Here is a 25929-nt window from a genome sequence, read left to right as displayed (position 1 = left end):
CGTCCTTGACCGATGGACCGCACCGGGCACCGTCTCGCCGCCTCGCGAAGATCGCGCATATGTGAGGCAGTTCACAAGCCCGACTGCTTCGCATCCTATGCCCGTCGATCTGTGATCTGCGACACGGGGTACGGCAACGCTCTTGTGATCTCCGCCACCAGACGAAGGATCATGAATCACCGACAGAGGTGATCTTCATACCGCCCGTGTCCAGACGCTCACAAGACGTGACATTTCCCAGGGTCGTGGCAGGTCAGAGGGGCATCGCCCTATCAAGCGACGACTCGTACGGGCAAATTCGCTCTGGACTCTCCCGGGTGATAAAGAACCGCCCTTCACTCACGCGAGGGGCCCGCCGGTACCGAAGTGGACACGTGCGCGCTTTCACGATCTTCCGGGCATCCACGACAGTGACCTTCCCGTGACCTGCGTCACTCCACTTCCGGGCCGACGAAAGCGGGCTTGGCCACGGGAGTGAAGGAGTGGTAAGCGCACGGCAATTCGGGCGTTTCGCGGAAAACCCATGATCACGGCCCTGATCACCACAGTCCGCAATGTCCGTTACGGCGTCAATAAGGGGCACACGGAAGCGGATTCACTCAATCCACGCGCAACTGTGGCGCAACACACGTTTCTTGAAGGGAACCGTGAAGCCCTGATAGCGGTTGTACTCATGTCCCACACCGCTCACATACCCAGCCACCGGAAGCCCCGCCGGAGCGCTTCGAAGCTCGCGCTGCGCGCCGGAGTTGCCGGTGGCGTCCTCAGCACCATCGCGGTGGCCGGTGCTGCCGGGCCGGCGAACGCCGAGCCGGTGACCGAGACCATCGAGATGCCCACCCTCAACGCGGACCTGTCCGCGGACCTGTCGAGCGCCGTCGCCGCCTCCGCCGAGGCGACCCAGCAGATCGCGCTCGACGAGGAACTGCAGGCCCAGGAGAACGCCGCGGCCGCCAAGGCCGCGAAGGAAGCCAAGAAGGCCAAGGCCGAGGCGGAGCGCAAGGCAGAGGCCGAGGAGGCCCAGCGCAAGGCCGAGGCGAAGGCCAAGGCCGAGGCCGAGGCCGCCGAGCGCGCCTCCCGCTCCTCCGAGCGCACCACGCTGTCCGCGTCCGTCGGCTCCTCCGACGACGACGGCGGCTCCTCCTCGTACGACTCCGGCCAGGCGACCGGTTCCGCCGCGGCGATCGTGGCCTTCGCCCGCGCCCAGGTCGGCGACGCCTACGTCATGGGCAGCACCGGCCCGAACTCCTGGGACTGCTCCGGGCTCGTCCAGGCCGCGTACCGCCAGGCCGGCATCGAGCTCCCGCGCGTCTCCGGCGACCAGTCGAGCCGCGGCACCTCCGTCTCGCTGGACAACCTCCAGCCGGGCGACATCCTCTACTGGGGCAGCCGGAGCAACTCCTACCACGTGGCGATCTACGTGGGCGGTGGCATGTTCGTCGGCGCGCAGAACCCCGGCACCGGTGTCGTCGAGCGCTCGCTCGACTACGACATGCCGTCCGGCGCGGTCCGCGTGCTCTGAGACGTACGCACAGGGCTTGAAGGGCCGTCGCTCCCCCGCTCGGGGAGGGAGCGACGGCCCTTCGGCGTGCCGAGGAGCAGGTGCGCGGCGACACCGGTCAGCAGCCCCCAGAACGGCGAGCCGATCCCGGCGATCGTGACGCCCGACGCGGTGGCCAGGAACGTGATGACGGAGGCCTCCCGGTCGCGCTCGTCGGCGACCGTACGCGCCAGGCTGCCCGCGATCGAGCCGATCAGCGCCGCCCCGGCGAGCGTGGCGACCAGCGCCTTCGGCAGGCCGGTGAACAGCGCGACCAGGGTGGAGCCGAAGCAGCCGACGACCAGGTACCCGACGCCGCACGTCACCCCGGCGATCCACCGCTTGGCCGGGTCCCGGTGCGCGTCCGGCCCGGTGCAGATCGCCGCCGTGATGGCCGCCGGGTTGACCGCGTGCGACCCGAACGGCGCCAGCAGCACCGACACCAGGCCCGTCGACCCGCACACCACCCGGCTGTCCGGCCGGTACCCGGCGGCGTTCAGCACCGCGATGCCCGGCGCGTACTGCCCCGCCAGGGTCGCCACCAGCAGCGGCACGCCGATCCCGACGAGCGCCCCGACCGAGAACTGAGGCGCCGTGAAATGCGGGACAGCAAGTCCCAATCCCGGCAAATCCACCCGCAGCTCGCCCGTCGCCCCCGCCACGGCCAGCCCGGCCGCGAGCGCGCAGACCACCGCGTAGGTGGGTACGAAGCGCCGCGCGAGCAGGTACGCCGGCAGCATCGCGCCGACGAGCAGCGGAGCGCTGCGCACCGAGGTGAAGACGGCCGTACCGAACGAGAACAGCGTCCCGGCGAGCATCGCCGCGACCACGCCCGCCGGGATGCGCGCCATGACCCGGGCGAACACCCCCGTGGCGGTGAGCGCCGTGGCGGCCACGCCCGCCGCCAGGAAGGCGCCCACGGCCTCGGCGTAGCCGTGCTGGGGCAGGGCGGTGACGAGGATCGCCGCACCGGGTGTGGAGAACGCGGTGATGACCGGCGCCCGGCTCCACCAGCTCAGGCCCACGCAGGTGACGCCCGCGCCGATGGAGACCGCCCACACCCACGACGACGCCTGCGCCTGCGTGAGCCCGGCGGCCGAGGCGGCGGCCAGGACAAGGGCGAGCGGCCCGGCGTAGGAAACCACCATGGCCACCGTCCCGGCGGTGACCGCCGTCAAGGGCAGGGCTCCACCCGTACGTATCGGTCCACGCGGTCCACTGATCATCCGCTCATCGTGCCGTACCCGGCTCAGCGCCCGCGGAACGCGTCCACCAGGCGGGCGTAGCTGTCGCCGCCGTTCCCCTCGGCGACGGCCTTGGCCATCAGGTCCCGGTGGAGCTCCGGCAACCGCCCGTCGATCCCGCGCTCCCGGCCGGCGTGCAGCAGGTGCTCGATCGCCACGAGCTGGACGTCGATGGTGGCGTCGTCGCCCGGGTAGTGACCGGCGTCGATCTGACCGGCGTACCGGCGCATGAAGCCGCTCACCGTGGTCAGCCAGCGTTCGGCGACCGGGGTGAAGGTGCCCGCCGCCACCCCGTCCGCGCCGACCAGGGCCGTAGCATGCAGCCACCCGCCGAACACCGACCACATCAGGCCCAGCAGCCCCGCGTCGTAGAGCGAGGCGAGTCCGGCGTCGGCGCCCAGGTCGACGGGGTCGCCGAGCACCGCCAGGGTCTCGCGGTGGGCGGCGAACGCCTCGGGCGAGCCGCTGTAGAGGATCATGCTCGCCCGGTCGCCCACGCCGTCCGGCGTCGTCATGATGCCGCCGTCCAGGTAGCGGACGCGGTGCCCGGCGGCCCAGGAGGCCATCTCCCGGGCCTGTTCCGGGGAGCCGGAGGTCAGGTTGACCAGGGTGCGGCCCGCGAGCGACTCGGCGACCGGGTCGAGCAGGGCGCTCACGGCGCTGTGGTCGAGGAGGCAGACCACGACGAGCTCGCTCGCGGTGACGGCCTCGGCGACCGTGCCGGCCCGGACCGCGCCGGCCGCGGCGAGGGCGTCGGCCTTGGCGGGCGTGCGGTTCCAGACCGTGGTGCGGCGACCGGCGGCGAGGAAGGCCCCGGCGAGCGCCGAGCCCATCTGCCCCAGCCCGAGAACGGTGACGTCCGACTGTGCGTTGAGGTGTTCGCGATTCATGATCACCACACTCGCAGCGGGTGAAGGGCCCCGACAGCGGCAGGACTGCCCACATCCGCAAAATTCCTGCCGCCGGTCCGGCGGGCACCGTACGCTCGGGATCATGAGTCCGGGAACCGTCGCCATCGCCGTCGTACCGGACGCGGAACTCGGTATCTCTCACTGGGAGATGTACGAACTGTCCATCGCCCTCGCGGTGTTCGGCATCCCGCACCCCGACCTGGCCGACCCCTGGTACGAGCTCCGCCTCTGCGGCGGGGCGCCCCCGGCGAGCGGTCCCTTCACGCTGCGCACGGAACACGGCCTGGACGCCCTCGCGGGCGCGGACACGGTGATCGTGCCGTCCGTCCCGGAGCGAGTGGTCGACGACGGTGAGGACGTACCCGCCGATCTGGTCGAGGCGCTGCGCGCCGCCGCTGCCGCCGGGGCCCGGGTGGTGTCCCTGTGCACCGGCGCCTTCGCGCTCGCCGCCGCCGGGCTCCTCGACGGCCGCCGCGCCACCGCGCACTGGCAGCACACCGCCGAACTGGCCGCCCGCCATCCGGCCGTGATCGTCGACGACTCGGTCCTCTACACCGACGAGGGCACGGTCCTGACCAGCGCGGGCGCCACGGCGGCGCTCGACCTGTGCCTGCACCTGGTCCGCCGCGACCTCGGCGCCCGGGTCGCGAACCAGTTGGCCCGGCGACTGGTCGTCCACGCCCACCGCGCGGGCGGCCAGGCCCAGTTCGTCGACGCCCCACTGCCGCCCGCCGGCGACGACGGCCTCGGGCCCGTGCTCCAGTGGGCCGCCGAGCACCTCGACCAGCCGCTGACCGTCGACGACCTGGCGCGCCGGGCCCGGATGAGCCCGCGCAGCTTCCACCGGCGCCTGCTGGAGGCCACCGGGACCACGCCTCTGAAGTGGCTGCTCCAGCAGCGCATCGCCCGCGCCCAGATGCTGCTGGAGTCGACCGACCTGCCCGTCGAGCGGATCGGGGAGAGCAGCGGGCTGGGCACGGCGGCCAACCTGCGCCGCCACTTCGGCCGCTCGGTGGGGGTCTCCCCCACCGACTACCGCAAGGCGTTCAGGCCGTCCGGCCTCAGACCTTCGGGGCGCCTACCGGGGCAAGGTCGCGAACAATCGATGCGGACAGGGTCCCCGTCGTCCGCGAACGGTGGCGCCTCGGCTTCATGACGACCCTGCTGCCAGGAAGGAGGTTCCTGGCGCATGAACGCGCCCTCGAACCGGACGTACGCCCCGCACCGGAAGGGCAGCGGGGCGTACAGGAGGGGGAACCAGTCCCTACCGCCTACGGTTGACCCCCCAACCGATCGCAGCGAGCACGCTGACGACGAAGCCAGACGCCTCAGTCGTCGTCGCCGCGTCGACGACCACGAGAACGGCTCCGGCCGAAAGTACGGCGATCACCAGAATTAACGGGATCAGCTCCCGCTTGACGGTGTCGCGAGTAGACACGACTGTCTTACGCTTGCGTGGCAAAGGACTGTTCCTCTCTCGGTTACGCCCGAAGGGCACAGCGCCTCGGGGCCTCCAGCCGCTCACCGCCAAGTAGTGGGCTGGGGGCCCTTTTTGGGCGCGCAACCATCGTGCACATGTGGCGCGCCCCACAACACCCCTTCCGGAAAGTTTTTTTAGATTCATCGGTGTCGACTAGGTCACAGCCGTACTTTCATAGGGAAGAACGCGATTTCAACGACACCTGCAAAGGCAGTTTCCGGTTTCTGCTCGTAAATTCGAAAGCAGGGGGCCGCATGCACCTGGGGACTTTCCGTTGATACGCGGTCCCAGGTGGTCGCCGTCCATCTGGACTGGCGATGGGACCTTGGAATGCAAGGTGGAGCGAGCCCGTTCCCCGCCCCACCGCTGTCGAACGCGCAAGCGGGAGTCATGGCGCGACCTCGGCGCCATGAACGGCCTGGGCAAGGATGATCACGCCTACGGCGCGAAGGGTCTCGCGCCGTAGGCTACGGCGGCCCTGGTCGGGGAGTTCGTCGCCGTCCCGCTTGGGTGATCAGGAACGCGGAGCGACCTTCGACAGGCCGTTGATGATGCGGTCCATCGCGTCGCCGCCCGTCGGGTCGGTGAGGTTCGCCAGCATCTTCAGCGTGAACTTCATCAGCAGCGGGTGGGTCAGACCGCGCTGGGTGGCGATCTTCATGACCTTGGGGTTGCCGATCAGCTTCACGAACGCGCGGCCCAGCGTGTAGTAGCCGCCGTAGGTGTCCTTGAGGATCTTCGGGTAGCGGTGCAGGGCCAGCTCGCGCTGTGCCGGGGTCTGGCGGGCGTGGGCCTGGACGATGACGTCGGCGGCGATCTGCCCGGACTCCATGGCGTACGCGATGCCCTCGCCGTTGAAGGGGTTGACCAGGCCGCCCGCGTCACCGACCAGCAGCAGGCCGCGCGTGTAGTGCGGCTGCCGGTTGAAGGCCATGGGCAGCGCGGCGCCGCGGATCGGGCCGGTCATGTTCTCGGGGACGTAACCCCAGTCCTCCGGCATCGAGGCGCACCACGCCTTCAGCACCTCGCGCCAGTCCAGCTCCTTGAAGGAGTCCGAGGTGTTGAGGACGCCGAGGCCGACGTTGGACGTGCCGTCGCCCATGCCGAAGATCCAGCCGTAGCCGGGCAGCAGCCGGTCCTCACCGGGGCCGCGGCGGTCCCACAGCTCCAGCCAGGACTCCAGGTAGTCGTCGTCGTGGCGGGGGCTGGTGAAGTACGTACGGACGGCCACACCCATCGGCCGGTCCTCGCGCCGGTGCAGGCCCATGGCGAGGGACAGCCGCGTGGAGTTGCCGTCGGCGGCGACGACGAGCGGCGCGTGGAAGGTGACCGGCGTCTTCTCCTCGCCGAGCTTGGCGTGCACGCCGGTGATCCGGCCGGTGCGGTCGTCGACGACCGGGGCGCCGACGTTGCACCGCTCGTACAACCGCGCCCCGGCCTTCTGGGCCTGGCGGGCGAGCTGCTCGTCGAAGTCGTCGCGCTTGCGGACCAGTCCGTAGTCCGGGTAGCTGGCCAGCTCCGGCCAGTCGAGCTGGAGGCGGACGCCGCCGCCGATGATGCGCAGCCCCTTGTTGCGCAGCCAGCCCGCCTCCTCGGAGATGTCGATGCCCATCGCCACGAGCTGCTTGGTGGCGCGCGGCGTCAGACCGTCACCGCAGACCTTCTCGCGCGGGAACGCGGTCTTCTCCAGCAGCAGGACGTCCAGGCCGGCCTTGGCGAGGTAGTACGCGGTCGTCGAACCGGCCGGACCGGCCCCGACGACGATCACATCCGCGGTGTGTTCGGAGAGGGGCTGCTGCTCGGTCACGGCGGGGTCTCCCGAATACTCGAAATTACGTACCGGACGGCACAGGACGTGTGCAGTCTATGGGGACGTACCGATCACCGACCCGAAGGGCCACCCCGATGACCGAGCTGCTCCCCGGCGCCGTCCAGCCCGTTGTCCGGCTGCGTGTGCCGACGGACGAGGACGCGTACGCCTGGCACCGGGTATTCGACGACCCGGAGGTCATGGAGTTCTTCCAGGGCGGCCCGGCCGAGCTGTCCGTCTACCACGAGTTCACCGCCCGCCAGCGCCGGCACGACGCCGAGCACGGTTTCTGCCTGTGGACGCTGCTGGACGACGACGGCGAGGTCATCGGCTTCACGGGCGCGCAGCCGTGGCCGCACGCCTGGGGGCCGGTGGGCGAGACGGAGATCGGCTGGCGGCTGGCGCGGGCCGCGTGGGGCAAGGGATACGCCACGGCCGCCGCCCGCGCCACGCTGGAGCGGCTGCGGGCGGCGGGGGTGGAGCGGGTGGTCGCCATGGTCAACACCCGCAACGAGCGGTCGGTGGCGGTGGCCCGGCGGCTCGGGATGACACAGGCGGAGACGTACGCCATCCCGGACAGCGGCGGACAGGAGGGGTACTGCTTCCGCCTGGAGCTCCAGGAGTGTTGAACCGCGGCGTCCCCTGGGGCGTCCGCGGCGTTCCCTCCCGGCCCGGCCTGCTCGGTGCTCCGGCTCAGTCCGCCTTGGGACGCCAGGAGGCACTCTGGCGTACCGCCGCGACAGCGCCCCAGATCCAGACCACGAGCGCCGCTGAGCGCGGACATACGGCGTGCGAAGCGCAGGAACTCCGCGAGGTTGCCGACCGCGATGGCCGCCGCGACGACCAGCACTCCGGCCGCCCCGAAGAAGAGCACCCACCGGCTCTGCAGAGCGAGAAGATTGGCGCCGAACAGCCAGCTGCTGCCGACCGTGCCGATGACCGGTGAAGCCGCCAGGTGAGCATGGGCCGGCGTCTTCACGGCGGGTACGGAGAGCTGCTTGCCACCCGGGCCCACCAGCAGCAGAAGCTGCCCCTCCGGAGCCGTGGGCCGCGTGGGGGCGACCCGCGCGGTGAGGCCGTGGCCGCTCCCATCGGGGGGTGCCAGTAGCCCAGTTCACGCACCCGGCCGTCCAGGCGCCCGGGATCGACCGCGGTGCTCTTCGCCTCGCAGGGCAGTGCGAGCTCGGTGGAGTCCGCGGAGTTGGGCGCGCGTTCGGTCCAGGCCGGCCTCCGGCTCGGAGCGGGACAGGTGAGCACAGCAGAGCGGGCCCAATCCGCTCATCGCCAGAAGGCCGTCACCCCGTTCCAGCACCCGGCGCGGGGGTCACCGGCGTCCCGGGACAACGGACCTAGGGTCTTTCGTTCGTTTGGATCAGGCTGGATCAGGGAGTGGCGTCTGGTGCCGTGCATCGCAAGGCGGAGGTGGGGGTCCCCCCGCCGAAGGCAGGGGGAGGAGCCACTGCGGAGCATTGGCGACCGACGACAACGCCGCGAGGTGCGGTGGCCAGGCGTCACGAGCCCAGCAAGATCCGAACGAGAGGCCCTAGGGAGCCTTGGTGCCCCGGTGGAGGGCCACGATGCCGCCGGAGAGGTTCCGCCACGCCACCTTCGACCAGCCGGCCTTCTGGAGGAGCCCCGCCAGCGTCGGCTGGTCCGGCCAGCTCTGGATGGACTCGGCGAGGTACACATAGGCGTCGGGGCTGGACGACACGGCACGCGCGACCGGCGGCAGCGCGCGCATCAGGTACTCCTCGTACACGGTCCGGAACGGCGCCCAGGTGGGGTGCGAGAACTCGCAGATCACGACCCGCCCGCCGGGCTTGGTCACCCGGTACAGCTCGCGCAGCGCGGCGTCCGTGTCCTGGACGTTGCGCAGCCCGAAGGAGATCGTCACCGCATCGAAGACGCCGTCGCGGAACGGGAGCTTCGTGGCGTCGCCCGCCGTCAGCGGCAGCCACGGGTGGCGCTTCTTGCCTTCGCGGAGCATGCCGAGCGAGAAGTCGCACGGCACGACGTACGCCCCGGCCTGCGCGAACGGCAGGGACGAGGTGCCGGTGCCGGCCGCCAGGTCGAGGACCTTCTGCCCGGGCCGCGCGTCGACCGCCTTGGCGACCTCCTTGCGCCACCGCCGGTCCTGGCCGAGCGAGAGCACGTCATTGGTGAGGTCGTATTTCGCGGCGACGTCGTCGAACATCGAGGCGACTTCGTGCGGCTGCTTGTCCAGGGATGCTCGGGTCACGCGCCCCATTGTGGCAGGCGGGCGGAGGGGGCCGCTGCCCGCCCGGCCGGGTACAGGCCTCAAGGGGCGCGTGCCCACACCCGGCCGTACGACGGGGCGGACCGCTGTCGGTGAGGCCGGCTCAGCGCCGGCGGTACACCAGGCGGCCGGCCACGACGGTGGCCACGCATGTCGAGGCGCCGAGCCGCACGAGGGCGGATGGGCCGGGTACGTCGAAGACGGCGAACCGCGCCGGCCCGCCGACGGTGAGGCCCGGCAGGAGCACCAGCGGCCTCGGCGAGAACGACGCCGGCCCCGGAAGGCGGGGCGGGCGGTGGCCGACGGCCAGGCCCGCCCGGCGCACCGCGTCCTGGGCGGCCCGGGTGCGGAGTTCACCGGCGACGGCGACCGTGCCGTGCGCCAGCAGCCGCTGCACTCCGCGCCGGGCGCTGGCGCCCTGCCGTGAGGGGTCGGCGCGGAACACGGCCCGTGCCCGTTCGCCGGTGATCGGCTCGGTGCCGAGCTCGTCGGCCTCGCGCGGGTCGGGGTGGTACGCCTGTTCCAGGAGCTCGGGGCCGTACGGGTTGAGCAGCCCGGGGGTGAGGATGCCGGGCCACCGCCGCACCCTCGCTGGGATGGGGGTCCCCCCTGCTCGAACGGAGTTGAGAGCTTGGGGGAGTGCGGCGGCCAGTTCCTCGTACGGGCCGAGGGCGGCGATCCGCGCGCCCTCGACGAGGACCGCGGACTCGGGCGAGGCCTCGGCCACGTGGATCGTCAGCACGGCCGGCTCAGGTGGTGGGGAGCAGCTTGAGTTCGGGGTGGGCGGTGCCGCCCTCGATCGCCGTGGAGGAGATGTGGGAGGCGACGCGGTCGTCGACCGGGTCGTTCGCCGGGTCGTCGTGGACGACGATGTGCTCGTACGTCGTGGTGCGCTGCGCCGGGACACGGTCGGCGGTGCGGATCATGTCGATCATCTCGCGGAGGTTGGAGCGGTGCTTCGCGCCCGCCGACGAGACGACGTTCTCCTCCAGCATGATCGACCCGAGGTCGTCCGCGCCGTAGTGCAGGGTCAGCTGCCCGATCTCCTTGCCCGTGGTGAGCCAGGAGCCCTGGATGTGGGCGATGTTGTCGAAGAACAGCCGCGCGATGGCGATCATCCGCAGGTACTCGAAGATCGTGGCCTGGGTGCGGCCCTTCAGATGGTTGTTCTCCGGCTGGTACGTGTACGGGATGAACGCGCGGAACCCGCCCGTGCGGTCCTGGACGTCGCGGATCATCCGCATGTGCTCGATGCGCTCGGCGTTCGTCTCACCGGTGCCCATGAGCATCGTGGAGGTCGACTCCACGCCCATCCGGTGCGCGGTCTCCATGATCTCCAGCCACCGCTCGCCGGACTCCTTCAGCGGCGCGATCGCCTTGCGCGGCCGCTCCGGGAGCAGTTCGGCGCCCGCGCCCGCGAAGGAGTCCAGACCGGCGGCGTGGATGCGGGAGATCGCCTCTTCGACGGAGACGCCCGAGATGCGGGCCATGTGCTCGACCTCGGAGGCGCCGAGGGAGTGGATGACCAGCTGGGGGAATTCCTTCTTGATGGCGGCGAAGTGCTTCTCGTAGTACTCCACCCCGTAGTCCGGGTGGTGCCCGCCCTGGAACATGATCTGCGTGCCGCCCAGCTCGACGGTCTCCGCGCAGCGGCGCAGGATGTCGTCCAGGTCCCGGGTCCAGCCCTTGGCGGTGTCCTTCGGCGGCGCGTAGAAGGCGCAGAACTTGCAGGCCGTGACGCACACGTTGGTGTAGTTGATGTTCCGCTCGATGATGTACGTCGCGATGTGCTCCGTACCGGCGTAACGCCGCCGCCGCACCGCGTCCGCCGCCGCGCCCAGCGCGTGGAGCGGAGCCGACCGGTACAGGTCGAGCGCCTCCTCGGGGGAGATCCGCCCACCCTCGGCGGCACGGTCGAGGACGGACTGGAGGTCGGCCTTCTCGGTCACCGGGTGTGTCCCTTTCGGCAGGGTTGTGGACGGACCGAACCAGCCTACGCCAGCGCTTCCGCCGCCCACCGGCGCACCCCGTCGGCCTTCACGAGGCAGGTCGTTCCACGGCGTCCGGCGCGGGGCGATGACGGAGAAGGCCCGGTCGGCCGGCCCGCCGCGTCGGTGCGCCTGACGCTCCAGGAAGCGGGCGGGCAGGGCGGGCGTGCGGGGGATGAGCCGCACCACGCGCAGGGCCTGCTCGGAGTGCTCGCCGGGAGGCCGCGAGGGGCACCGGGACGGCGTGCCGCAGCGCCTCGGAGGGGCGCTGCCCGGACGGCCGGGGCGAGCTGCGCGGCGCGCCGGTGCCGGTGCGGTTGCCGCCGGCGGCGGCCGACGCCGGGACCGGCGGCCGGTTGCGGGAGGTGGCGGAGCGGCTGACCGGCGTGCGGTTCGCGTTGCCGAGCCGCTCAGCCGGTCTTGCGCAGCGTCGCGTGCGGGTTGCCGGCCGCCGCCTCGCGCGACTCGTAGCGGAGGGTGCCGTCGTCGTTGAGGACGTACGTCACCGAGGCCGTGCCCTTGGTGCACAGCAGTTCGCTCGACGGGCGGGCCGGGTCGGTGCGCTCGGAGACGCGCAGTTCCCTGGCGGTCGCGGAGACCAGGCTGCTCACGCCGTTGCACCGGAAGGAGCTGAGGACCGTGGAGGTCTTCACCACGTCCTGGCCCGGGCCGCCCGGACCGATGACCACGGTGAGCCGGCCGGCGGTCCAGCCGTTGTCCTGGGTGAGCTCCCCCTCCCACGTGCCGATGAACTCCTTCGGTACGGAGGCGGGGGCGGGCGCCGCCGCGTCCGGGGCGCTCCCGCTCACCGACGGCTTGGCTCCGGCCGTGTCGTCGGTGCCGCCGTTCTTGTCGAACAGGCCGAGGAGGGACCCCCCGCCCACCGTCACCGCGGCCAGCGCGCCCGCCACCGCGATGGCGACCGTGCAGCTGACGCGGCGGCCCCGGCCGGTGGTCGCCGGCTCGGAGGTGGTGCTGACGGAGAGGGACACGGGCGTACGGGGCGGGGGCACCGCGTCCACGGTCGGTACGGGTTCGACGGGCGGACCGAAAACCCCGGGAGCCGCGGAGGACGCGGGCACTCCCGCAGCCCCGGAACCCCCCGCGGTCGCCGCGGGCCCGGGCGCCTCGGCCACTCCCACCGCCGGGCTGCTGAACGGCACCGGTCCCGAACCGGACGGGTCCGCCGCCGCCGGCTCCAGGTCCAGCAGCCGCACCGCCGTCCGGCTGACCTGCTCCACCAGGGGGCCCGGCAGCCACCCGCCCGCCGTCAGCGCGGCCGCCCCGCCCGGCGCCAGCCGCCCGGCCACCTCACCCGGGGCGGGGCGGGAGGCCGGGTCCTTGGCCAGGCACGCGGCCACCAGGTCCCGCAGCTCACCGGTGAGGGCGCCGCCCAGCTCCGGCTCCTCGTGGACCACCTTGTAGAGGAGGGCGGCCGACGAGTCGCCGGGGAAGGGCGCCACGCCGGTCGCCGCGTACGCGAGGACCGCGCCCAGTGAGAAGACGTCCGCGGCGCCGGTCACCCCCGTACCGAGGATCTGCTCGGGCGCCATGTAGCCGGGCGAGCCGACCGAGACGCCGGTGGAGGTGAGCGACGTGGTGCCGTCCGTGGCGCGGGCGATCCCGAAGTCGATGAGCCGCGGCCCGTCCAGGGCCAGCAGCACGTTCGAGGGCTTGACGTCCCGGTGGACGAGCCCGAGTCCGTGCACCGCCGCGAGCCCCTCGGCGAGCCCGGCGCCCAGCGCCCGCACCGCGTCCTCGGGCAGCGGCCCGTGCTCGGTGACGGCCTGGGCCAGCGAGGGGCCGGGGACGTACCCGGTGGCGACCCACGGGACCGCTGCCTCCGGGTCCGCGTCCAGCACCGGCGCGGTCCATCGCCACGCTCTCGAACCGTCTCGAGCAGGGGGGACCCCGTCCCCGCCGACCCGGCGCGCCGCCTCGACCTCCCGCCGGAACCGCGCCCGGAACTGCTCGTCCAGCGCGAAGTGCGGGTGCACCACCTTCACCGCGACGGTGCGGCCGCCCTCGCTGCGGGCGAGGTAGACCCGGCCCATGCCGCCGGCCCCGAGCCTGCCGAGCAGCCGGTACGGACCGATGACCCCCGGTTCGCCCACTTCCAGCGGCTGCATGCGCCTTCCCCCCGTACGTCGTCGCGTAGAGCAGCGTAGAGGGGCGGTGGCGGAACCGGTCGTCACGTTCTGCCATCTAGCACGCCGTACAGGCCGTATATGCCCAGAAAGACCCGGAGTGCTCCATGAAACGTCCGTCCAAGGCGCTCATAGCCGCCGTCGCCCTCGGCTCCCTCGTCCTGGTCACGGGCTGCTCCGGCGAAGGGGAACCGATGTCCTTCGACGGCCCGAGCGGGTCGGCCCACGCTCCGGCCCCGGCCCCCACGACGGGCGCGACGGTCCCCAAGACCCTGATGCCGACGGGTCCCACGGCCGAGTTCACCACCGCCAACACGCTCCCCGACGGTACGAAGATCGGCGTGACGACGCTGCACGGCGCCAAGTCCGGCTTCACGGGCAAGGTGTGGGTCTGGGCGCCCCCGCAGTACTACGACCCGAAGTACGCGGGCAGCGGCTTCCCGGTGCTGATCGCCCTGCCCGGTGGCAACGGCTATCCGAACAATTACTGGATGGGCACCGACCTCAAGTTGCAGAGCAGCATCAGTGAGTGGTCGAAAGAGGGCAAGAGCCTGCCCTTCGTCGTGGTCATGCCAGTGCTCAACCCGGACAAGGAGCACTACTACGACGGCAGCGATATCCCGGGCCGGCCGAAAATGGGCACCTGGATGACGGAGGACGTTCCCGACTTCGTCCGGGCGAATTTCCGTACGTTCGCCTCGCGGGACGGCTGGGCGTTCATGGGCTCGTCGTCCGGCGGGTTCGTCGGGCTGAAGTCCGTGCTGAAGCACCCGGACAAGTTCAAGGCCGTCATCGCCTCCGGACCGGACACGGTTCCGGACTCACCACTGTGGGCCGGACACGAGAAGGAGAGGCAGGCGAACAACCCGGAGAGGCTCGCCGGACTCCTGGGCGCGAAGCCGGACTCCAAGGACCGAGAGGTGTATCTGGCGTTCCAGATCGGCAGCAGGGAATCCGGCGTGGCCAACGTCAAGTCCTTCATCGAGAAGTACACCAAGGGGCCGGTAAAGAGCCGCCTCCAGGTGATCCAGGACGGCGAGCACAACGCCAAGACCTATGTGAAGGGCATGGGGGACGGCTCGATCCAGTGGATCAGCGAGCACATGCAGGCCCCCGTCCCGGCTTCCTGAGTTCCTGCGTTCGCGAGTTCCCGAGTCAGGGGGCCAGGAGTTCGACCGTCACGTCCGCCGGGAACCCGGTCGTCGGACCGGTCCGGCGGGCGAACTCCCGCACCCCGGCGAGCTGCTCGGCCCCGAAGCGGAAGTCCAGGGTCGTGAAGTACTTCTCCAGGAGCACCGCGTCGAACGCCTCCCAGCGCGCGGCCTGCTCGGCGACCTTCGCGACCTCCTCCAGCGACACGTCACGGGAGGCCAGGAACGCCTCGTGGACCTGGCGCACGACGCGCGGCTCGCGGGCCAGGTACTCCTTGCGGACCGCCCACACCGCGAAGACGAACGGCAGCCCCGTCCAGTCCTTCCACATCTGCCCCAGGTCATGGACCTGGAGACCCAGCCGCGGTGCGTCGTGGAGCGAGGCGCGCAGCGCGGCGTCCCCGATCAGGACGGCGGCCTCGGCCTCCTGCATCATCACGCCGAGGTCGGGCGGGCAGGTGTAGTAGTCGGGGGTCACTCCGTACCGCTCGGCGAGCAGCAGCTGCGCCAGGCGTACGGAGGTGCGGGAGGTGGAGCCGAGCGCGACGCGCGCCCCGTCCAGGTCCTCCAGCGGCTGCTTGGAGACGATCACGCAGGACATGACGGGGCCGTCGCAGCCGACCGCCAGATCGGGGAAGGCGACCAGGTCGCCGGCGTTGCGGAGGAACTCGACGAGGGTGACCGGGGCGATGTCGAGGCCGCCGCGTACGAGCTGGTCGCCGAGCTTGTCCGGGGTGTCCTTGGTGAGCTCCAGGTCGAGGAGCGTTCCGGTGCGGGCCAGGCCCCAGTAGAGCGGCAGGCAGTTCAGGAACTGGATGTGTCCGACGCGGGGCCGGCTCCGGAGCTGGTGGTGGTCGTCGGTTGAATTGTCCACAACGCGAGGCTAGCCCCGTCTCGTACGGCGGGCAGCGCCGGGTCCGGCGTCAGCACGGCTGAACTCCTTCAAACATCCGGGTGACGTGATCTTTCCCTCTACCCATGCACACACACTGCGTGCTAGGCTCGCCGCAAGTTGCAGTTTGGTTTCCCTTGCAGTACAGAGCCTGCGGAGCATGTAACCCGCAGGCTTTTGTAGTTTTCAGACTTGTTTGGCAGGTTCTGGAGCAGGGCAACCCTTTGGCCCATAGGAGGGCTTATGGCTACCGGAACCGTCAAGTGGTTCAACGCTGAAAAGGGCTTCGGCTTCATCGCCCAGGACGGCGGCGGCCCGGATGTCTTCGTCCACTACTCCGCGATCAACGCCTCTGGTTTCCGCTCCCTCGAGGAGAACCAGGTCGTGAACTTCGACGTCACCCAGGGCCCCAAGGGCCCGCAGGCGGAGAACGTCACCCTGGCCTAATTGCCCGGGTCGGCGATCGCGCACGACTTTCAGTAAACCCGATCAAGCAGTACCCAAGGAGCCTTTTCCGTCCGGCCGCACGGCCGCACGGAAAGGGCTCCTGCCTTGTGCACCGTCAGTCGTAGAGCTTGTCGATCTCCGCCGCGTACCGCTCCAGCACCGCCTTGCGCCGTACCTTCAGGGTCGGTGTCAGCAGGCCGTCGGCGACGCCGAGGTCCTCGTCCAGGATGGTGAACGCCCGGATCCGGGCGGGCCGGGACACCTGGGCGTTCGCCGCGTCGACCGCCTCCTGGACCAGGGCCCGTACGGCGGTGTCGTCCAGGCCCCGCACGGCCTCCTCGTCCACGGTGATCAGCGCGACCGGGTACGGGCGGCGGTCGCCGGCCATGACGGCGTGCGAGACGACCGGCGACCGCTCGATGAGCACCTGGACCTCCGCCGGGCTGAGGTTCTTGCCCGACGACGTGATGATCAAGTCCTTCTTGCGGCCCGTGATGGTCAGGAACCCGTCCCCGTCCAGCGCCCCCAGGTCCCCCGTGTGCAGCCACCCGTCGTCCGCGACCTCCCCCGCCGCCATCATCGGGCCGCGCGCCAGCACCTCCCCGTCCTCCGCGATCCGTACCTCGCACCCCGCCACGGGCCGCCCGACCGTCCCGTAGCGCACCGCGCCGGGGTGGTTCAGCGAGATCACTCCGGCCGACTCGGTCATGCCGTACCCCTCGAAGACCTGGATCCCGCAGTCCCGGAGGAACTCCAGCGTCTCCGGCGCGATGGGCGCGGCGCCGGTGAGGGCCACGCGCAGCCGGCCGCCGAGGGCCTCCCGCACCTGTTGCGGCGACGCCCCGAACGACCGGGCCATGCTGTGCACCTTCTCGAAGAGGCGCGGCACGGACGGCAGGTGCGTGGGCTGTGCCTCCGCCAGCTCCGCGACCACGTTCTCGACGCGCCCGCCGAAGTAGCAGAGCTCGCCGCCGTACAGCAGGGTCGTGAACTGGATCAGCTGGGCGAGCAGATGCGCCAGCGGCAGGTAGAGGAACGTGCGGTCACCGGGGCCGCCCTCGATCAGGGGGAGCGTGGCGTCCTGGACGGCACCGAAGTTGCCGTGGGTGAGCAGGACGCCCTTGGGCGGGCCGGTGGTGCCCGACGTATACATGATCGACGCGCCGTCACCGGGACGGACGGCCGCGGCGCGGGCGAGCAGCGCGTCCGAAGGCCCCGCCGCCACCGGGAGCGCGCCGAGCTCCACCACGTGCCGCAGCGCGGGCAGCCGCTCCCGTACCGCCGCCACCCGCTCCCCCTGCGCCGCGTCCTCCACGAGCACCACCGAGGCGCCCGAGTCCCCGAGCACCCAGGCCAGCTCCCCCTCCCCGGCGGTCGGATAGACGGGCACCACGACCGCTCCCGCGGTGAGCACCGCCAGGTGTGCGTACGTCCACTCCACCCGGGTCTCGGACAGGATCGCGACCCGGTCCCCCGGCGCGACGCCCAGTTCGGTGATGCTCCGCCCCCAGGCCCGTACGGTCGCGCGCAGTTCGGCGTACGAGGCCGAGGTCCACGTCCCGTCGTCGCGTTTGTGGCGCAGCGCGGGCAGCTCGCCGTACCGATCGCCCGCCCACTCGGCGAAGAGCGCGAGCGTCACAGGCCGTGTGTCGTCCATGACCCGACGGTAGGGACGGCGCGGGCCCCCATGGCATGACGGAAAACGTCAGCCCCGCTGACCGTGGCGCTCAACCCCGGTACGGTCCGGTCATGGCCAAGCGGACCATCACCGTGCACCATGTGCGGGCCCTGCTGCGCGGGGCGCGGCGGCACGGCATCGACACCGTGCCGCTCCTCCAGGCCGCGGGCATCCCGCCGCTGCTGCTGGGCGACGACCGGGCGCGGGTCACCTCGGCGCAGTTCGCGCTGCTGTTCCGGGCGCTGTACCAGGCGACGGGTGACGAGTTCCTGGGCCTGGGTCCCGCGCCGAGCCGGCCGGGGACGTTCGCGATGATGTGCTACGCCTCGCTCGGCTGCCGGGACCTGGGGGCCGCGGTGGAGCGCGGCACGGCGTTCTACCGGCTCTTCCCCGGCGGTCCGGACCTGGCACTGACCACGGCAGGCCCGGGCGAGGCCGTCTTCGCCGTACGGGGCGACCTCCAGGCGCGGGACGAGGACCGGTTCCTCACCGAGTGCCTGGTGATCATCTGGCACCGGCTGTGCAGCTGGCTCGTGGGCCGCCGCATCCCGCTGCTGCGCGCCCGTTTCGCGTACCCGCCGCCCCCGCACGAGGACGAGTACGCGGGCCTCTTCGGGTGCCCGGTCCGCTTCGGCGCCGAGGCGACGGAGGCGGCGTTCCCCGCGCACTGGCTGGCCGCCCCGCTGGTGCGCGGCGAGGAGGACCTGGAGCGCATGCTGCGCCGCTCGCCCTTCGAGCTGCTCAGCCGCCGGGCGTACGGCACCACCGTGGCCGAGCAGGTGCACAGCGCGCTCGCCCGCGCCCTGCGGGCCTCGCCCCGGCTGCCGTCGCTGGGCGAGATCGCGGTGCGGCTGGCGGTCAGCCCGGCGACGCTGCGGCGCCGGCTCCAGCAGGAGGGGACCTCGTACCAGCGGCTGAAGGACACGGTCCGGCGGGACGCGGCGATCGCGGGCCTGGTGGAGGGGAACGAGCCGGTCGCCGAACTGGCGGCGCGGCTGGGGTTCTCGGAGGACACGTCGTTCCACCGGGCGTTCCGGCGGTGGACGGGGACGACACCGGGTGCGTACCGGGGTCAGCGAAGCTGAGCGTTCCGGTCAGCCCCGTCCTTACTGGTGAGTCACTACGGTCTCCCCACCCCCATCGCACGTAGGGAGAGCCGCACATGCGTGTACGTACGAGGGTGCTGGCCTGCGTGGCCGCACTCGCCCTGACATCCGCCACCCCCGCCCTCGCCTCCGCCGAGGACACGACCGGCCGCCCCGGCGACCTCGTGAGCGCCGAACGCTCCGCCTTCCACCCGCTGCCCGGCCAGCCGACCGCCACCAAGGCCTGGAAGATCCACTACCGCTCGACCTCGGCGACCGGCGCGCCCAACGTCGTCTCCGGCACGGTGATCGTCCCGCAGGACGGCCGCACCGGGCCGCGCCCGCTGGTCACGTACGCCGTCGGCACGGTCGGGCTCGGCGACTCGTGCGCGCCGAGCGCGGGCTTCCCGCACGGCACCACCATGGAGGCCAACCTGATACAGCAGCTCACCTGGCGCGGCTGGGCCGTCGTGGTCACCGACTACGAGGGCCTCGGCACGCCCGGCGAGCACACGTACACGGCCGGGCGCTCGGCCGGGCACGCCATGCTGGACGCGGCCCGCGCGGCGATCCGCCTCCCGGAGGCGGGGCTCGGCGCGGACACCCCGGTCGGGATCATGGGCTACTCGCAGGGCGGCCAGGCGTCGAGCTGGGCGGCCGAACTGCACTCCTCCTACGCCCCGGAGCTGAAGGTGAAGGGCACGGCGACCGGTGGCGTACCGGCCCGGCTGGCAGAGCTCGCGCCCGTGCACGACGGGTCGTACGGCTCGGGCCTGCTGTTCATGGCGGCGGCCGGGCAGGACGCGGCGTACCCGGAGCTGAGGCTGGACTCGTACCTGAACCAGGCCGGCAAGGCGCTGATCGGCTTCCTCCGGAACAACTGCGTGGCCGCCGACACGACCGTCGGCTCCTTCAAGCGGATCTCCGACCTGACGGTCAAGAACCCGCTGGAGACGCCCGAGTGGCAGGCCCGGCTCGCCGAGTCGGACCTCGGCACCGAGGGGCCCGGCCACCCGGTGTACCTGTACCACGCGCTCGCCGACGAGCTGATCCCGTACTCCCTGGGCTCCGGGCTGCGCAAGGACTGGTGCGCCAGGGGAGCCGCCGTGAACTGGCGGACCATCGTGGTCGGTGAGCACGTCTCGGGCGTGATCAGCGAGTCCCCGAGGGCGGCGGACTGGCTGGCGGACCGGTTCGCGGGGAAGCCCGCGTCCGGCAACTGCTGAACGTACGCTCGGAGGCATGACCGAACGCAAACCGCCCGGGGTCGACTTCGAGTCATGGGTCGACAAGCAGATCCGCGAGGCGACGGAACGCGGGGACTTCCGGAACCTCTCGGGTTTCGGAAAGCCCCTGCCGGACGACACCGCCCCGTACGACGAACTGTGGTGGGTCAAGGACAAGATGCGCCGCGAGGGCATCGCCCCCGTCCTGCCGCCCGCGCTCGCCCTCCGCAAGGAGGCGGAGGACGCGCTGGAGGCGGTGGGGCGGGCGGCGAGCGAGGCGGAGGTGCGCCGGATCGTCGCCGCCGTCAACGAGAAGATCGCGGAAGCGGTCCGCCGCCCGCCGGCCGGCCCGCCGCTGCGGCTCGCGCCCTTCGACGTGGAGGAACTCGTACGGGGCCGGCGGTCCCGCCACGCCTGAGCCGCCGCGCGCCCGCCCGGCGCGCAGACCCCCGGCCGGCCGAAGCGGCGGCAGGCGCCCGTGGCGGCCCAGGAGCCGAGGCCCCCGCCGAGGACGCGCACATCCTGTACGCGGTGTCGAGGCGGCCGCGCACCTCGACGGGCGTCTCGCCGGGTTCCTCCGCGTGACGGGCCGCAGAGGTACGCGGACGGGCGGCCGGAAGCCGGTCATCACTTCCCACCGAGCCGGGCGAAGACCACACCGGTCCGCCGCGCCTCCCCGGCAGCGGTCATTCGGCCGCCGCCGCGTACCGCACCCGGTAGCGGAGGTGCGTGACGTCGTTGCCCTCGGCGATGGACACGGGGCCCTGGAGCTCGTACGGCGCGCCCTTCAGGTTCGCGAAGAAGGGCGTCCCGCCACCGAGGAGGACGGGCACCAGGTCGATGCCGACCTCGTCGACGAGCCCGGCGTCCAGGCACTGCTGGGCGATCGTGCCGGCGTTGACCCCGACGTGCCTGCCCTCGCCCGCGAGCTCACGGGCGAGCGCCACGGCCTTCTCGACCCCTTCGGTGACGAAGTGGAACGGCGCCCCTTCCCGGGGCCAGCCGTCCGGCACGGAGTGCGTGACCACCACGACGGGCACCCCCATCGGATGGTTGCCGCCCCACCCGCCGGTCAGGTCGAACAGCTTGCGCCCGACGACCAGCGCCCCGGTCTCCTGGAGGAGGCGGCGCCAGTGCGTGGCGCTCACCTCGGTGAGGTGGAAGGTGAGCTCGGGGTGGGTGGTCTCCACGGTCACATCGCCGTTGTCGTACCACTTGAACAGCTTGTCGAAGCCCGTCTCGTCGGGGCCGGAGATGTAGCCGTCCAGGGACATGCTGGCGCCGGTGTAGACCTTGGTCGTCATGGTTCCGCTCCTTCGTGGGGTGTCTGAGGGGTGGACCGCCGGCAACGGGAAAACTCATCGCCACCGGCGTACCGTGAGTCGTGTCTCGGGGAGAGAGCCCGCCTCCAGGGAGGCGCACCATGCCCACCACCGCACTCCCCTTCGCCCTCGACATCCCCCGTACGCACCCGCTGCGGGCGCGGGCGGTGAACGCCGCGGAAGTCCGGGCGATGCTCGCCGCGCTGGACGGGCTCTCTCCCGGCGATTGGTCGCTCGGCACGGCGTGCGAGGGCTGGACCGTGCGGGACGTGGTCTCCCACGTGGTGGGGCAGTACGAGGAGCTCGTCCGGCCCTGGCTGCTGATCGGCCGGGCGCTGCTCGGCCGTCGTCGCCATCCGCGGTTGTCGCCCCTGGACGCCCACAACCAGTGCCAGGTCGACGCGCGGCGCTCGGTACCGCCCCACGAGCTGGTCGGGCTGCTGTCCAGGTTCGGCCCGCAGGGCATCCGGGCGGCGCGGCGCATGCCGGTCGGCGTGCGGCGGCGGATCCCCCTCAGCCCGCTGTTCCCCGAGTCGAAGGAGCTGGCCGAGAATTCCATGGACTACCTGGCCAGGGTGCTGATCACCCGTGACACCTGGATGCACCGGGTGGACATCTGCGACGCCACCGGCCGCGAACTCGTTCTGCACGAGCACGACAAGGAGGTCGTCGGTCAGGTGCTGCTGGACCTCGCACTGGACTGGAGCGGCCCTCCGGTGTTCCTGGACCTGTCCGGGCCGGCCGGCGGCCGCTGGATGCTGGGCCGCGGAACGCCCGCCGTGGTGGTGCAGGCGGACGCCGTGACGCTGATGCGCCACCTCTCGGGCCGTCCGCCGCTCGGCGGCATCGGGTGCGAGGGCGATCCCGTCGGCACCGCGGCCGTCATGGCGGCCAGGGTTCCCTTCTGATCGACGTGGGGTCCGGCCGGCACGGGTGTGGAGTCGGGTGGGGGCGCGACCTGAGTACGTGCGCCCATGTGGTGCCACGGCCGCCCGCACCAGACTGGTGCCGTCCCGACGTACCGCCCGGCAGAGAGGCCCCACCCATGCGCACCGCACCGGCTCCCCGAGGGAAGACGCCGTACGTCGTCCTGGCCGCCGTGCTCTGGGCGGTGACCGCCCTGTCGCTCGGACTTCTGGGGGTCATGGCGCTGATCCTGAGCGTCTGGGCGGCGTCCGTCGGGGTGTCCCCGGTGTCGTACCTGCTCCTGGCGGCGCTGGTGGTCGTCGCCGCCGGAGGCGTACTCGCCCTGCTGTACCAGGCGCCCGGCATGCGCCGCCTGTCCCGCTCCGCCCGCATGGCCCTGCTCGGGGCCCTCGCCTTCCCGGTGCCGTCGGCCTTGGCCTTGTGGGCGCTGAACGCCTGAGCCGTCAGGACGACGGCGGCCGGGTCTCCACCATGACCACCTCGAACTCCTCCACCGACAGCACGGTCGTCCGACCCTTGGCCGCCGCCGCACCGCGCAGCGCGGCCGCCGGGGCCCGCGATGCCGCGAGGCTGTCCCGGTCGGCGTAGATCGCGCCCACGTGGCCCCGCCCACCGGCGCGGTCGACGAGCAGCGCAGCGCCCACGAAGCCCTGCACGGTCCGGAGCCGGGGCAGGACGTCGCTCTCGAAGGTGCCGACCAGGAGGTCGGCGTCGGACGGGGCGAACTGCAGCCGGGTCAGCCGGAAGCGGGCGCCCTCACCGGCCGACTCGGGCCGTGTGGCGACCGCCGCCTCCCAGTTGTCGACGGTCATGGTCGCGGCGAACTCCGAGAGCATCCGGGAGCGCAGCTCGCCCATGCGGTCGGCGCTCGCCCGGAGGGCCTCCTCGTCCTCCCACCACGTCCCGGTCAGCAGCTTGCCGACCTCGCGGTCCACGAACAGGCCGGCGCCCCGGTAGCCGGGCTCGCCGGCCAGTTGCTCCCGGCCTTCCCCGGTGAGGGCCTGCACGGCCCGGTCGAGCTTCGCCGGATCACCTGTCGCATAGGTCGTACGAACAAACATGGCAGCCTTTCGCGCCGGACCGGATCTCGCTGGCCGTATCTCCCTGTCCATGCGACGGCCGGGGCCGACGGGCGGCAAGGCGACCCGGGCGTTCGGGTGACGGCGCCGCCCGGTGGACGTGTGGCCGGGTACGCGCCTCCCGGCGCCGGCCACGGCCTGACCGCCCGCTGCCCCACGTCGTCGCACCGGACGTCCCGGCCCTCGCCCGCCCGGCGCCACTCGCCGGGGCCACGGGGCGCCGCCCCCGGTCGTACGGTCCGTCAGGACCGGCTGCCGCACAGCGGTGTCGGCCGCCCGAGAGCCGCGAGCCTCCCCCTCGCCCCCGGCCTGGGCACCGTCCGCTCACCGTTCAGGCCGCCCGGCCGCGGCGTGCCCGGCGCCGCCCCCGCTCCCCGCGCGGGCCGCATGGCACCCCGCCCCGGACCTGGGCCGTCGCGACGGCGCCGTTCCGGTGACCGCGACCCGGTCCAGCTCCGCCCGCTCACCGCCCGCACCTTCGGCATCGCCCGGCCCCACGTCCACGGCATGGGGACGTCCGCCCGCCGCCCCCGCGGAACCACCCCCCTCAACGCCGCCCGTGCGGCAGCGGAGTTCACGGCACCCGTCTCCCGCCCGCCACCGTCACCCACGCATCCGACGGCGACCGTTCGAGCCGCGCACCCGCCGCGACGGCAGGCGTCATCTCACCGGGACGGTGGCCAGCGCTGCCCCTCCATGAGGTTGCCCAGGCCCGTCCAGGCGAAGTTCATCAGGGTCGCGGCCGCCTCCTTGGCGGTCACCCCGGGGGTCTCGTTGGCCCACTGCGCCAGCGACTCGGCCGCCCCCACCAGCGCCTGCGCGAGCCCGGCGACGTCCCGGTCCCCGAACGCGGGGTCCTGGTGCGCGTCCCGGGCCGCCTCGCCTATCAGGCCGGTCACGAACGCGGCGATCTCGTCCCGCATGGCCGCCACCTCCGCGGCGAACGGCTCGCCGTGCGTACGCGCCTGCTGGTGCAGCACGGCCCAGCCGTCCGGGTGCTCGGCGGTGTGGGTGAAGAACGCGGTGAGCCCGGCCCACAGTTGCCGGTCGGCCGACGGCCCCGGTTCGGCGGCGTCCCGCTCGACCGCACCGCGGACGGCGGCGATCAGCGCGGCGGCCTCGCGGCGGATGCAGGCGGTGAAGAGCTCTTCCTTGGAGTTCAGGTACAGGTAGACCAACGGCTTGGACACCCCCGCCAGTTCGGCGATCTCGTCCATCGACGCCGCCCGGTACCCCCGCTGCCCGAAGGTCTGCACGGCCGCGTCCATCATCTGCCGCTCGCGCTCGGCCCGCGGCATGCGCTTCGGCTTCGCACCCGTGCTCTTCACGACAACCGTCCTCCCACTACCCCTCGGTAGTCGGTAAGCCTACGGGCCGCCGTAAGGGCGCATGCCGCGCACATAGCCAGGCGACACGTGCACCCTTCGCTACCGAAAGTATGCAGATCACTCCAGTGAGTGATATTCCGGGATGCCGACGGACTGCTTCCCTTCAGGCGTCGCTCTTTGCCGGACACTCCCGATCGGAGTTCTGAATGAGGCTGTTCGCCCGCCGCGCCTGCGTGGCGATGCTCCTGCTGCTTCCCCTCTCCGCGACCCCCGCCACCGCCGCCACCGCCGCCACCGCCGCCGACGAACCCGCACCGCTGCGGACCGCCGCGGCGCCGATCTCCGACCAGTACATCGTCACCCTGAAGCCCGGCACCACGTCGGCGGCCGGGATCACCCAGCTGCTCGGCGTCACCCCGCTCCACGAGTACACGCACGTACTGCGCGGCTTCTCGGCCGAGCTCAGCGCCTCCCAACTGGCGACCGTCCGCGGCCTGCCGGACGTACAGGCCGTCGAGCAGGACGCGGTGGTCACCGTCGGCCCCCTGCGCTCGAACCGCGTACCGGCCGCCAGTTGGGGGCTGGACCGCATCGACCAGCCCTACCTCCCGCTCAACCAGCAGTTCCACGTCAACAGCACCGGTGCGGGCGCCACGGCCTACATCCTCGACACCGGCATCGACTACCGGCACGCGGAGTTCGGCGGCCGTGCCGTGCCCGGCTTCGACGCGATGGGCGACGGCAGGAACGGCCAGGACTGCAACGGTCACGGCACGCATGTCGCGGGCACCGTCGGCGGGGCGACCTATGGCGTCGCCCGGCAGGCGGCCCTGGTCAGCGTCCGGGTCCTCGGCTGCGACGGCAAGGGCGCCTACTCCGGAATGATCGCCGGGATGGACTGGGTGGCGAAGAACGCCAAGCAGCCCGCAGTCCTCAACGGCTCCCTCGGCGGTCCGCGGAGCGAAGCCGTCAACCAGGCCGCCACCAACCTGTCGGACAGCGGTGTCCTGCCCGTGGTCGCCGCCGGCAACGACTCGATCGACGCGTGCAACGTCTCGCCCGCGAGCGCGGCACGGGTCCTCACCGTCGGGGCGAGCGACCACCAGGACAAGGAGACCGGCTTCTCCAACTACGGCCCCTGCCTGGACATCTACGCTCCCGGCGCCGCCATCGTCTCGGCGAGGCTCGGCGGCGGGAGCGTGGCGCTGAACGGCACGTCCATGGCCGGCCCCCATGTCGCGGGCGTGGCCGCCCTGCTCAAGGCGCGCCACCCCTCGGCGACGCCCGCGCAGGTGTACACCTGGGTCCTCGACCAGTCGGTGAAGGACGTCCTCACGGTGAGCAAGTCCTCCCCCAACCGCCTGCTCCAGACCGGCGGGCTCTGACCAGCACGAAGTGCCCCCGCCGGCCCGTCAGC

General features: G+C 72.2%; 23 protein-coding genes. 11 read left to right on the top strand and 12 right to left on the bottom strand.

Annotated features, from left to right (window positions below):
- Positions 1-673 precede the first annotated feature (673 nt).
- A complete protein-coding gene (locus tag ABT360_RS16465) occupies positions 674-1522 on the top strand; it encodes a C40 family peptidase (RefSeq protein ID WP_351815943.1) in 849 nt (282 codons plus the stop codon).
- Here ABT360_RS16465 and ABT360_RS16460 read toward each other — a convergent pair.
- Together ABT360_RS16460 and ABT360_RS16455 are read right to left on the bottom strand one after the other, a co-directional pair.
- Positions 1486-2718: a benzoate/H(+) symporter BenE family transporter gene (locus ABT360_RS16460; RefSeq protein WP_351815940.1), complete on the bottom strand. Its 1233-nt coding sequence runs from the start codon at positions 2716-2718 to the stop codon at positions 1486-1488. The genes ABT360_RS16465 and ABT360_RS16460 overlap by 37 nt on opposite strands.
- A gap of 71 nt (positions 2719-2789) precedes the next feature.
- A complete protein-coding gene (locus ABT360_RS16455; protein ID WP_351815937.1) occupies positions 2790-3674 on the bottom strand; it encodes an NAD(P)-dependent oxidoreductase in 885 nt (294 codons plus the stop codon).
- Positions 3675-3777: 103 nt separating this feature from the next.
- Here ABT360_RS16455 and ABT360_RS16450 point away from each other — a divergent pair, with 103 nt between their 5' ends.
- Complete coding sequence (locus ABT360_RS16450; RefSeq protein WP_351815934.1) at positions 3778-4851, top strand: helix-turn-helix domain-containing protein; 1074 nt, start codon at positions 3778-3780, stop codon at positions 4849-4851.
- Between the two features lie 838 nt (positions 4852-5689).
- On the opposite strand, the gene ABT360_RS16445 is transcribed toward ABT360_RS16450, so the two are convergent.
- Positions 5690-6982 (bottom strand): geranylgeranyl reductase family protein, encoded by a 1293-nt coding sequence (locus ABT360_RS16445; RefSeq protein ID WP_351815931.1) that lies wholly within the window; start codon positions 6980-6982, stop codon positions 5690-5692.
- 98 nt (positions 6983-7080) lie between these two features.
- On the opposite strand from ABT360_RS16445, the gene ABT360_RS16440 reads away from it, so the two are divergent.
- Positions 7081-7614: a GNAT family N-acetyltransferase gene (locus ABT360_RS16440; protein ID WP_351815928.1), complete on the top strand. Its 534-nt coding sequence runs from the start codon at positions 7081-7083 to the stop codon at positions 7612-7614.
- A 914-nt stretch (positions 7615-8528) separates the two neighbouring features.
- On the opposite strand, the gene ABT360_RS16435 is transcribed toward ABT360_RS16440, so the two are convergent.
- The 4 genes from ABT360_RS16435 to ABT360_RS16420 form a co-directional block, all read right to left on the bottom strand.
- Positions 8529-9224, bottom strand: coding sequence for a demethylmenaquinone methyltransferase (locus ABT360_RS16435; RefSeq protein ID WP_351815925.1), 696 nt, complete (start codon positions 9222-9224; stop codon positions 8529-8531).
- 121 nt (positions 9225-9345) lie between these two features.
- Positions 9346-9984, bottom strand: a complete 639-nt coding sequence (locus ABT360_RS16430; protein ID WP_351815922.1) for an imidazolonepropionase-like domain-containing protein — start codon at positions 9982-9984, stop codon at positions 9346-9348.
- Between the two features lie 7 nt (positions 9985-9991).
- A complete protein-coding gene (gene mqnC, locus ABT360_RS16425) occupies positions 9992-11191 on the bottom strand; it encodes a cyclic dehypoxanthinyl futalosine synthase (RefSeq protein WP_351815919.1) in 1200 nt (399 codons plus the stop codon).
- Positions 11192-11640: 449 nt separating this feature from the next.
- Positions 11641-13359: a serine/threonine-protein kinase gene (locus ABT360_RS16420; RefSeq protein ID WP_351815916.1), complete on the bottom strand. Its 1719-nt coding sequence runs from the start codon at positions 13357-13359 to the stop codon at positions 11641-11643.
- A gap of 125 nt (positions 13360-13484) precedes the next feature.
- Here ABT360_RS16420 and ABT360_RS16415 point away from each other — a divergent pair, with 125 nt between their 5' ends.
- The gene (locus tag ABT360_RS16415; RefSeq protein WP_351815913.1) at positions 13485-14507 is read left to right on the top strand and encodes an alpha/beta hydrolase; all 1023 of its coding nucleotides are present in this window, start codon (positions 13485-13487) and stop codon (positions 14505-14507) included.
- 25 nt (positions 14508-14532) lie between these two features.
- On the opposite strand, the gene ABT360_RS16410 is transcribed toward ABT360_RS16415, so the two are convergent.
- On the bottom strand, positions 14533-15402 hold the full coding sequence (locus tag ABT360_RS16410; RefSeq protein WP_351815910.1) for a menaquinone biosynthetic enzyme MqnA/MqnD family protein: 870 nt from the start codon (positions 15400-15402) through the stop codon (positions 14533-14535).
- Between the two features lie 261 nt (positions 15403-15663).
- Between ABT360_RS16410 and ABT360_RS16405 the strand changes: the two genes are divergently transcribed.
- A complete protein-coding gene (locus ABT360_RS16405) occupies positions 15664-15867 on the top strand; it encodes a cold-shock protein (RefSeq protein ID WP_351815907.1) in 204 nt (67 codons plus the stop codon).
- A gap of 115 nt (positions 15868-15982) precedes the next feature.
- Here ABT360_RS16405 and ABT360_RS16400 read toward each other — a convergent pair whose 3' ends face one another.
- A complete protein-coding gene (locus ABT360_RS16400; RefSeq protein WP_351815904.1) occupies positions 15983-17524 on the bottom strand; it encodes an AMP-dependent synthetase/ligase in 1542 nt (513 codons plus the stop codon).
- A gap of 92 nt (positions 17525-17616) precedes the next feature.
- Here ABT360_RS16400 and ABT360_RS16395 point away from each other — a divergent pair, with 92 nt between their 5' ends.
- The 3 genes from ABT360_RS16395 (at position 17617) to ABT360_RS16385 (ending at position 20274) form a co-directional block, all read left to right on the top strand.
- On the top strand, positions 17617-18630 hold the full coding sequence (locus ABT360_RS16395) for an AraC family transcriptional regulator (protein WP_351815901.1): 1014 nt from the start codon (positions 17617-17619) through the stop codon (positions 18628-18630).
- Positions 18631-18707: 77 nt separating this feature from the next.
- Entirely contained in the window at positions 18708-19856 is a 1149-nt protein-coding gene (locus ABT360_RS16390) for a lipase family protein (protein WP_351815898.1), read from the top strand.
- A gap of 16 nt (positions 19857-19872) precedes the next feature.
- Positions 19873-20274 (top strand): DnaJ family domain-containing protein, encoded by a 402-nt coding sequence (locus ABT360_RS16385; protein ID WP_351815895.1) that lies wholly within the window; start codon positions 19873-19875, stop codon positions 20272-20274.
- Positions 20275-20542: 268 nt separating this feature from the next.
- On the opposite strand, the gene ABT360_RS16380 is transcribed toward ABT360_RS16385, so the two are convergent.
- Complete coding sequence (locus tag ABT360_RS16380) at positions 20543-21160, bottom strand: dihydrofolate reductase family protein (RefSeq protein ID WP_351815892.1); 618 nt, start codon at positions 21158-21160, stop codon at positions 20543-20545.
- A 119-nt stretch (positions 21161-21279) separates the two neighbouring features.
- Here ABT360_RS16380 and ABT360_RS16375 point away from each other — a divergent pair, with 119 nt between their 5' ends.
- Both ABT360_RS16375 and ABT360_RS16370 read left to right on the top strand, forming a co-directional pair.
- Positions 21280-22086, top strand: a complete 807-nt coding sequence (locus tag ABT360_RS16375; protein WP_351815888.1) for a maleylpyruvate isomerase family mycothiol-dependent enzyme — start codon at positions 21280-21282, stop codon at positions 22084-22086.
- A 137-nt stretch (positions 22087-22223) separates the two neighbouring features.
- Positions 22224-22544 (top strand): hypothetical protein, encoded by a 321-nt coding sequence (locus tag ABT360_RS16370; RefSeq protein WP_351815885.1) that lies wholly within the window; start codon positions 22224-22226, stop codon positions 22542-22544.
- Between the two features lie 4 nt (positions 22545-22548).
- Here ABT360_RS16370 and ABT360_RS16365 read toward each other — a convergent pair whose 3' ends face one another.
- Both ABT360_RS16365 and ABT360_RS16360 read right to left on the bottom strand, forming a co-directional pair.
- Entirely contained in the window at positions 22549-23166 is a 618-nt protein-coding gene (locus ABT360_RS16365) for an antibiotic biosynthesis monooxygenase (protein WP_351815883.1), read from the bottom strand.
- Positions 23167-23849: 683 nt separating this feature from the next.
- Entirely contained in the window at positions 23850-24482 is a 633-nt protein-coding gene (locus ABT360_RS16360) for a TetR/AcrR family transcriptional regulator (RefSeq protein WP_351816029.1), read from the bottom strand.
- A gap of 236 nt (positions 24483-24718) precedes the next feature.
- Here ABT360_RS16360 and ABT360_RS16355 point away from each other — a divergent pair, with 236 nt between their 5' ends.
- Positions 24719-25897: a S8 family peptidase gene (locus ABT360_RS16355; protein ID WP_351815880.1), complete on the top strand. Its 1179-nt coding sequence runs from the start codon at positions 24719-24721 to the stop codon at positions 25895-25897.
- Positions 25898-25929 lie beyond the last annotated feature (32 nt).

Source organism: Streptomyces sp. NPDC000229 (assembly GCF_040300825.1).
Classification (GTDB): domain Bacteria; phylum Actinomycetota; class Actinomycetes; order Streptomycetales; family Streptomycetaceae; genus Streptomyces.
The sequence above is the reverse complement of the archived record's forward strand: the minus strand, read 5'-3'. Positions and strand labels throughout refer to the sequence as shown.